Origin of the sequence: Flavobacterium sp., from assembly GCF_043780635.1 — a bacterium.
Classification (GTDB): Bacteria; Bacteroidota; Bacteroidia; order Flavobacteriales; family Flavobacteriaceae; genus Flavobacterium.
The window spans coordinates 25116-32575 of sequence record NZ_JAYWCK010000144.1 but is presented as its reverse complement, the minus strand read 5'-3'; the positions used below and the strand labels follow the sequence as shown (position 1 = coordinate 32575).

At 31.7% G+C, this 7460-nt stretch carries 7 protein-coding genes; all 7 read left to right on the top strand.

Going from position 1 to position 7460, the window contains the following annotated elements:
• The first annotated feature begins 280 nt into the window (after positions 1-280).
• The 7 genes from ACH2BV_RS13120 (at position 281) to ACH2BV_RS13090 (ending at position 7222) form a co-directional block, all read left to right on the top strand.
• Positions 281-493 (top strand): putative quinol monooxygenase, encoded by a 213-nt coding sequence (locus ACH2BV_RS13120; RefSeq protein WP_395051188.1) that lies wholly within the window; start codon positions 281-283, stop codon positions 491-493.
• 3 nt (positions 494-496) lie between these two features.
• On the top strand, positions 497-2233 hold the full coding sequence (locus ACH2BV_RS13115) for an alpha-glucosidase (protein ID WP_395051187.1): 1737 nt from the start codon (positions 497-499) through the stop codon (positions 2231-2233).
• Between the two features lie 45 nt (positions 2234-2278).
• Positions 2279-2830, top strand: coding sequence for a hypothetical protein (locus tag ACH2BV_RS13110; protein ID WP_395051186.1), 552 nt, complete (start codon positions 2279-2281; stop codon positions 2828-2830).
• Between the two features lie 166 nt (positions 2831-2996).
• Positions 2997-3929 (top strand): hypothetical protein, encoded by a 933-nt coding sequence (locus ACH2BV_RS13105; RefSeq protein ID WP_395051185.1) that lies wholly within the window; start codon positions 2997-2999, stop codon positions 3927-3929.
• On the top strand, positions 3919-5475 hold the full coding sequence (locus ACH2BV_RS13100) for a phosphatase PAP2 family protein (RefSeq protein WP_395051184.1): 1557 nt from the start codon (positions 3919-3921) through the stop codon (positions 5473-5475). The genes ACH2BV_RS13105 and ACH2BV_RS13100 overlap by 11 nt, the downstream gene beginning before the upstream one ends.
• A gap of 35 nt (positions 5476-5510) precedes the next feature.
• Positions 5511-6743 (top strand): hypothetical protein, encoded by a 1233-nt coding sequence (locus ACH2BV_RS13095; RefSeq protein WP_395051183.1) that lies wholly within the window; start codon positions 5511-5513, stop codon positions 6741-6743.
• Positions 6744-6760: 17 nt separating this feature from the next.
• The gene (locus tag ACH2BV_RS13090) at positions 6761-7222 is read left to right on the top strand and encodes a DoxX family protein (RefSeq protein ID WP_395051182.1); all 462 of its coding nucleotides are present in this window, start codon (positions 6761-6763) and stop codon (positions 7220-7222) included.
• The last annotated feature ends 238 nt before the right edge of the window (positions 7223-7460 follow it).

Genomic DNA, 7460 nt, shown 5'->3' with positions numbered 1-7460 from the left:
ATGAGAAAAACAAGTATAAAAAATTTCATAGAAATCAATTGAGTTTCTTATTCGACTAACACGATACCTCGAAGCTCTGCTTCGGGGTTATTCATTTAATAAAAAAGTCAAAATTATTCGGGAACCAAAAAATGAAGTCTATGGAAAGGTTGCTGTTTTTGAAGACTTATATGGGAATTTATGGGATTTAATAGAGCCTATAATAAATGAATTATTTTACTCAACAGCTATTTTAAATATTATTGATAATAATAATGTCAGTTTTGCTATTTCAGAGATAATGAAATTAAAAGTTGCAACAAGCAATGAACAAGGAAATATATTATTTAATATTCATCAATCTAAAGAAGATAGTTTAAAAATAATTATATGGGAATGTTTTAAAAATGAAGCTGCTTTTAAAGAACATTTAAGTTCCAAACATCTTCAAGATTTTCTGAATCTTAATGTTGTAGAAATAGAAAATGGATATGTTACAAAGCTAATCGAATAATATATGAAAAATTTTAAATCACTAATCATAATCATTTTATTAATGACTATTACCGCTCAATCCCAAGAAACAAAAAATTCAACCGATAAAAAATGGTGGAAAGAAGCCGTGATTTATCAAATATATCCTCGAAGTTTCAAGGATAGCGACGGAAATGGAGTGGGAGATTTAAAAGGAATTATATCTAAACTTGATTATATAAAAAGTTTAGGGGTTGATGCAGTATGGCTTAATCCAGTTTACGAATCTCCAAACGATGATAATGGTTACGACATTAGTAATTATCGTGAAATTATGAGCGATTTTGGAACTATGCAAGATTTTGATGTATTACTTAAGGGAATGCATGAACGTGGTATAAAATTGATAATGGATTTAGTTGTTAATCATAGTTCAGATGAAAATCATTGGTTTCAAGAAAGTCGAAAATCAAGGGATAATAAATACAGAAATTATTATTATTGGTGGCCTGCTGAAAAAGGTAAACCACCGTATAGATGGAGCTGGTTTGATGTGAATAGCAATGCATGGAAATATGATGCTACAACTGATTCTTATTATCTTCACTATTTTTCCGAAAAACAACCCGACTTAAACTGGAATAATCCAGAGCTTCGCAAGGAAATTTACGATATGATGAAGTTTTGGCTTGATAAAGGAATTGACGGTTTTAGATTGGATGCTTTTCAATTTATTTCGAAAGATGATAGTTTCCCGGAATTGCCCAAAGAAATTGCAAATAAGCCATTGGAAATCGTTAAATATTACGGAAACGGACCTCATTTACATGAGTATATTCAAGAAATGAACCGTGAAGTTTTGAGTAAATACCCAAATGCCTTAACCGTTGCTGAAGGTGCTGGAGATTCTCCAAAAGCGGCATTAAAATTTGTAGATCCAGATCGAAAAGAATTGAATATTGCCTATCATTTTGAAAGTGTAGATGTTGGAAAACACATTAATGATTTTGGGCTTGTAAAATACAAAGATATTTTTTCCAGATATGATCAAGAATTCAAAGATAAAGGATGGTTGTCCATATTTTTGGCTAATCATGATCAACCACGTATGGTGAATAAATTTGGTAATGATTCTCCTGAATTTAGAGAATTATCTTCAAAAATGCTGACTACTTTTATAATGACAATGAGAGGAACTGCATTTTATTATAATGGTGATGAATTAGGAATGACCAACGCTAAATTTAATTCTATAGATGATTATCAAGATGTCGATACTCGGAATAGATATCTTGGTTTAAAACAAAAAGGAGGAGACTTAGCAGCTTTTTTAGAACTTCAAAAACAAACTTCAAGAGAAAACAGCAGAACGCCCTTTCAGTGGAATTCATCTTTAAATTCAGGTTTCACCACTGGGAAACCGTGGTTGAAAGTAAATCAAAATTTTGCTACAATTAATGCTGAATCTCAAGAAAAAGATCCTAATTCGGTGTTGAATTATTTTAGAAAATTAGTAAAATTGCGCAAAAATAATCCTGTTTTGATTTATGGAAAATATACGCTTTTAGATAGAGAAAATCCAAAAGTATTCGCATTTACTAGAGAATTAGAAGGTAAAAAAATACTAGTCTTGTTAAATTTTTCGGCTGATAATGCGGATGTTAACACTGGAATAGACAAAAAAAAATACAAAATAATAAACAGTAATTATTTTTATTTGGATTCAATAAAAAATACTATATTGCGCCCTTATGAAGCTTTAATTATTGAAATAAATTAATTCATAAACATTTAATATTCGATTTAGGGAGTCAGATAATAAATTATGATAAGAAAGGCATCTACATTATTACTCTTAATTTTGACCACAACATTTTTATACAATGTTATTGGTGTTCATTTATTGTTTTCTCTCGAAAAAGAGCATTCATGGGTAGTTGCGATGCAAAATATTCCTGATTCTGAATTTAAAGTAATAAAAATAAACGCTACTTTATATACTTTTACTGAAGATACCGAGATGGAATATGTTAATGAGAATATGACCATCAACAATAAAGTCTTTCATATTTTTAAAAGAAAAATCCAAGATAATATTATTAGCTTGTATTATTTGCCAAACAAACAACAATCTACTACTGATATAAATCTAAAAAAATTAGTGGATAATGATGCACCAGATAATGCTCCTTTAAGTAAAAAACCAATGGAGAAATCATTCAAATCAGTTATAAAAGATTATACTCAACACAGTTCAAATGCTTTTGTCTTTGTTTATAAATCAAAAGAATGTTCTTTAAAATTTGATTTTTATTCGCAAGGAATTCTTCATGCAGGCTATTTATCCCGAGCCGATTCGCCACCAGACTTAGTTTAGCTTTAATTTATTTTAAAAATTAGAAAACGATATTCTTCTTAAATAGCTGTATGCTTTTAGGATGCTTTATATGTTTACTACTTTTTATAAAATTGTATTTACAAATACAATGCAATGATTCATTTGAATTCTTGCAATAATTAATGATTAATCAAAGTGATATTAAATGAAAAAATTATATATAATCTGTCTACTGATGGCAGCACAACATTTTTATGCACAGACAGAAATTGATGGCATAATGATGGCCAAAAACAACTTTTGTATAGGAGCTATTTATGAATATAGCAGCTGGAAATGGTACTGGGAAGGTACTTTTAAACGAGAGAATTTAAATTTTGGAACAGTTTCTACCCAAAAAATTGCTATTAACGGAAATTACGGTATCACTGATAAATTAAATGTGATTTTCAGCATTCCTTATGTTACAACTAATGCATCAGCAGGAACAATGTTAGGCCAAAAAGGATTTCAAGATCTATCATTAACCTTAAAAAGTTTATTTTATGAAAAGGAAATAAAAGGAAATTCACTCTCATTCTATGCATTAGGAGGATTTTCTATTCCAACATCAAATTATGTGGCTGATTATTTGCCTTTAAGTATTGGATTACATAGTAAAACTGTGTCACTCCGATTGATGAGTGATTATCAATATGGGAATTTATTTGCAACTGTTTCTGGAGCTTATGTAAAACGCTCCAATATCAAAATTGATAGAAATGTCTATTATACAGATGAGATGCATTATACCAATGAAGTAGATATGCCAGATGCAATTTCTTTTAATGCAAGAGTTGGGTATCGTTCTTCAAGATTAATTGCCGAAGCTATTTTTGATAATTGGACTACTCAAAAAGGAGGATTTGATATTACAAAGAACAATATGCCTTTTCCAAGCAACACTATGAATATGACCAAAATTGGGTTTAACGGGAAGTATAATTTAAAACAAATTTCCGGACTAGCAATAATTGGAGGCCTTAACCACGTAATTTTAGGAAGGAATGTAGGACAATCTGATTCATTTTATGGAGGATTATTCTATGTTATCGATTTTACTAAAAGAATTAAAACTACTACGACAGATGAAAAATAATATATATATCACTCTAGGAAAGTGTTGTTTGTTTGCGCTTTTCTTATTAAATGTTTCTTGTAATAATGACATTGTAGAGAGTAATCAACAATATCCACAATTAAATCCAGTTAATCAAGATCAATTAGCTGGAACTTGGAAACCAATTTTATTAACTGCTCCTGATGAATTTTCAGTAGATGCTCCACTAGCCGTAACAACAGCTGCTTATAAAGCTGAAATTAATGAAATTAAAAGTTACCAATCTAATATAACTCCTGACCAACAAAGGATTATAAAGTATTGGAGTATTGGTGGTGTTTTGCGTTGGAACGAAATTATGCAGACTTTAGTAGCGAGACACAATCGTCCGCCATATCAAAATCCAGATGGAACTTATCCTGCGCCTTCAGCTGCGAATCCTTTTGCAAATCCCCAATTTCCTTTTTCAAATCCACCATTTGCAGCGCGTGCTTATGCGTATGTTAGCGCCGCACAATATGATGCATTGGTAGCAACTTGGCATTATAAACAATTATACAATCGTGCAGCACCATTTGTTGTAGATAACAGTATTCAAGTTTTAGTGCCAAAAAGTACTTTGCCATCCTATCCTTCAGAAGATGGTGCTTTGGCTGGTGTAACCGTTGAAATTTTAAAATTACTTTTTCCTACTGAAATTTCTTTTATCCAAGAAAAAGCAGATGAACAAAAATTATACAGAATAATTTCTGGAGCTAATGTAAGAAGTGATATAGAAGCTGGAGTGGCTTTAGGTAAAAAAATTGCAGCTAAATTCACAGCAAGAGCTTCAACAGATGGTGCTGGAGCCGCAATAGGAAACCAAGTACTATGGACACAGTTAGAAACTAATGCAATTGCAAAGGGAGAAACTCCGTGGCGTTCGTTGGATTTACCTGTTAGACCTCCAATGTTACCTTTATTTGGAAATGTAAAATCATTTTTAATGAAACCGGCTGATGTAATGGCTAATCGTCCTTCACCTCCTCCTTCAACAAATTCTCCACAATTTTTGACCGAATTAAATGAAGTAAAGAAATATAGTCAAGATGCTTCAAAAGAACATATGAAAATTGTTAGTTTTTGGGCTGATGGAGTTGGGACTTATACGCCACCAGGACATTGGAATGCGATTGCTGATGCAGCCTTTGTTCAACAAAATTTTAGTGAAGTTCGTTGGGCTAGAAATTTGGCGTTACTAAATATTGCTATGATGGATGCAGCAATTAGTTGCTGGGATGCAAAATATTATTATTTCAATCCAAGACCTTGTCAAGTAGATACATCTATAAAAACATTAACTGGAGTTCCTAATTTCCCATCTTATGTTTCGGGACATTCTACTTTTAGTGGAGCAGCATCAACTGTTTTATCACATATAATTCCTTCAAAAGCATCAGAATTTAATGCAATGGCAACTGAAGCCTCTAATTCAAGATTATTAGGAGCAATCCATTATAGAAGTGATTGTGAAAAAGGATTGTTGCTAGGCAGAGTAGTGGGAAATTTTGCAGTAAATAGAGCCACAACAGATGGAGCAGAATAGCTTTCACAAGAAAGTATTAAAAACAAATATAAAATATGAAAAATCAGAACACTCAAAATAATTCAACTATATATCTATTAACTTTTATTTTATCTCTTTTATTAACTTTTCAAACTGAAAAATCTAATGCACAAGGTTGTGTTGCCGTAAGACAAATGGGAGGACAAAATATGACTTTAACCAATTCCTATAATTTGGATAAGGGCGACTTTCAAGTAGGAGTCAATTATCGTTATTTTCACTCTTGGAGACATTTTATTGGAAAAGAAGAACAGCCTCTAAGGCAAACTACTGGAGGAGGATTAGATGAAAATGGAAACGAACGCGGAAATGCTGTCAATATTTATTCGCATGCCATAGACTTAAATATTTCATATGGATTGACTAATCGTTTACAACTAAACTTCACTTTGCCATATGTAAATAATGAGCGTTCACAAGTATTAAGACAAGTCCCAACAACAAAAAATTATCGATATAGTGTTTATGCTGATGGAATTGCCGATATTCGCTTGAGTGCCAATTATTGGTTATTTGATCCAACAAAAACACCAAAAGGGAATATTATGGTAGGTTTAGGAGTTAAATTAAATAATGGAAGGCATAATGAAATGGATAATGCACCACAAGCTGATGGTACTGTAAAAAGTGTAGTTATGGATCAAGCTATACAGCCCGGTGATGGTGGAATAGGTATTACAACAGAATTGCAACTATTCAGAAAAATATCTGAGCGCCTTTATGGATTTGCCAATGGATATTATTTATTCAACCCAAAAGAGTCTAATGGCACTTTCAAATCGGAACCAAAACCAGGTTTAGAAGGTTACGAAATATATGCTTGTCCAGATCAGTATTTTGGTCGCGCAGGTTTAATGGTTGCTGTAGACAAAAACCAAAAATTCAATGTTTCTTTAGCAGGACGAGTTGAAGGGATTCCAGCATATGATGTTTTTGGAGGTCAAGTGGCTTATCGTCGTCCTGGATATGTTGTTGCCGTAGAATATGGATTTGCATACAATACGGGCCGTCACGGTTTCAGCTTATTCATTCCTTACAATGTTGTAAAAACCCGCATTCAAAGTGCTGCAGACATTGCAACTCAAGATTTAGCGAACTCAAAAATAACCAATCCAAGTAAATACGTTCATATTCAAGGAGATGCAGCTTTTGCAGATTATTCAATTAATTTTGGTTATACCTATCGTTTTAGCCATCATAAAAAAATGAATATACCTGTTTTTAATGCTCCAAAAACTAGCCATTAATTATAAATACATTTATCATGATAAAAACATTCAATACTTTATATTTTAGGTTTAGTGACTCAATAGAAAAACACAGCATCTTAATTTTGCGAATTTCTCTTGCCATTGTCTATATTTGGTTTGGTGCTTTAAAAGTTTTCGGTATGAGTCCTGCAGGGGAATTGGTCGAAAAAACAGTTTATTGGTTTAGACCTGAAATATTTATTCCCATTCTTGGAGTTTGTGAAGTTATAATTGGTTTGGGATTACTTGTCAAAAGGTTAGTTCCTATTACCATAGTTTTGCTTCTGTTACACATGGGAGTGACCTTTTTTCCTGTATTTATTGTTCAAACTGTTTGTTTTGATGCTTTTCCTTATTGTCCAACTTTAGTGGGGCAATATATCATTAAAAACCTAGTACTGATTTCGGGAGCTCTCGTGATTGCAGGAAAATATAATAAAGAATACTACAATAAACTGAATCAAGTTCTAGTGTAGATTAAAACATTTGATTTAACTAAACTGCCACTTAAAAATAAACACTAACATGTTAGGAAGAGTTTGTTTTCAAGGGCAGTTTTTTATTTGGTAATATTAAATGATTAAGAGCATTTTACTTTTTAAGTTTCTTACAAACAATAACTGTTAATTTGCCAATAATTTATTCTCTCTGATCTTATTAATTTATTCTATTATTTTCTGCACATAAACTCTGAAATTTTTTAAAATTTACTAA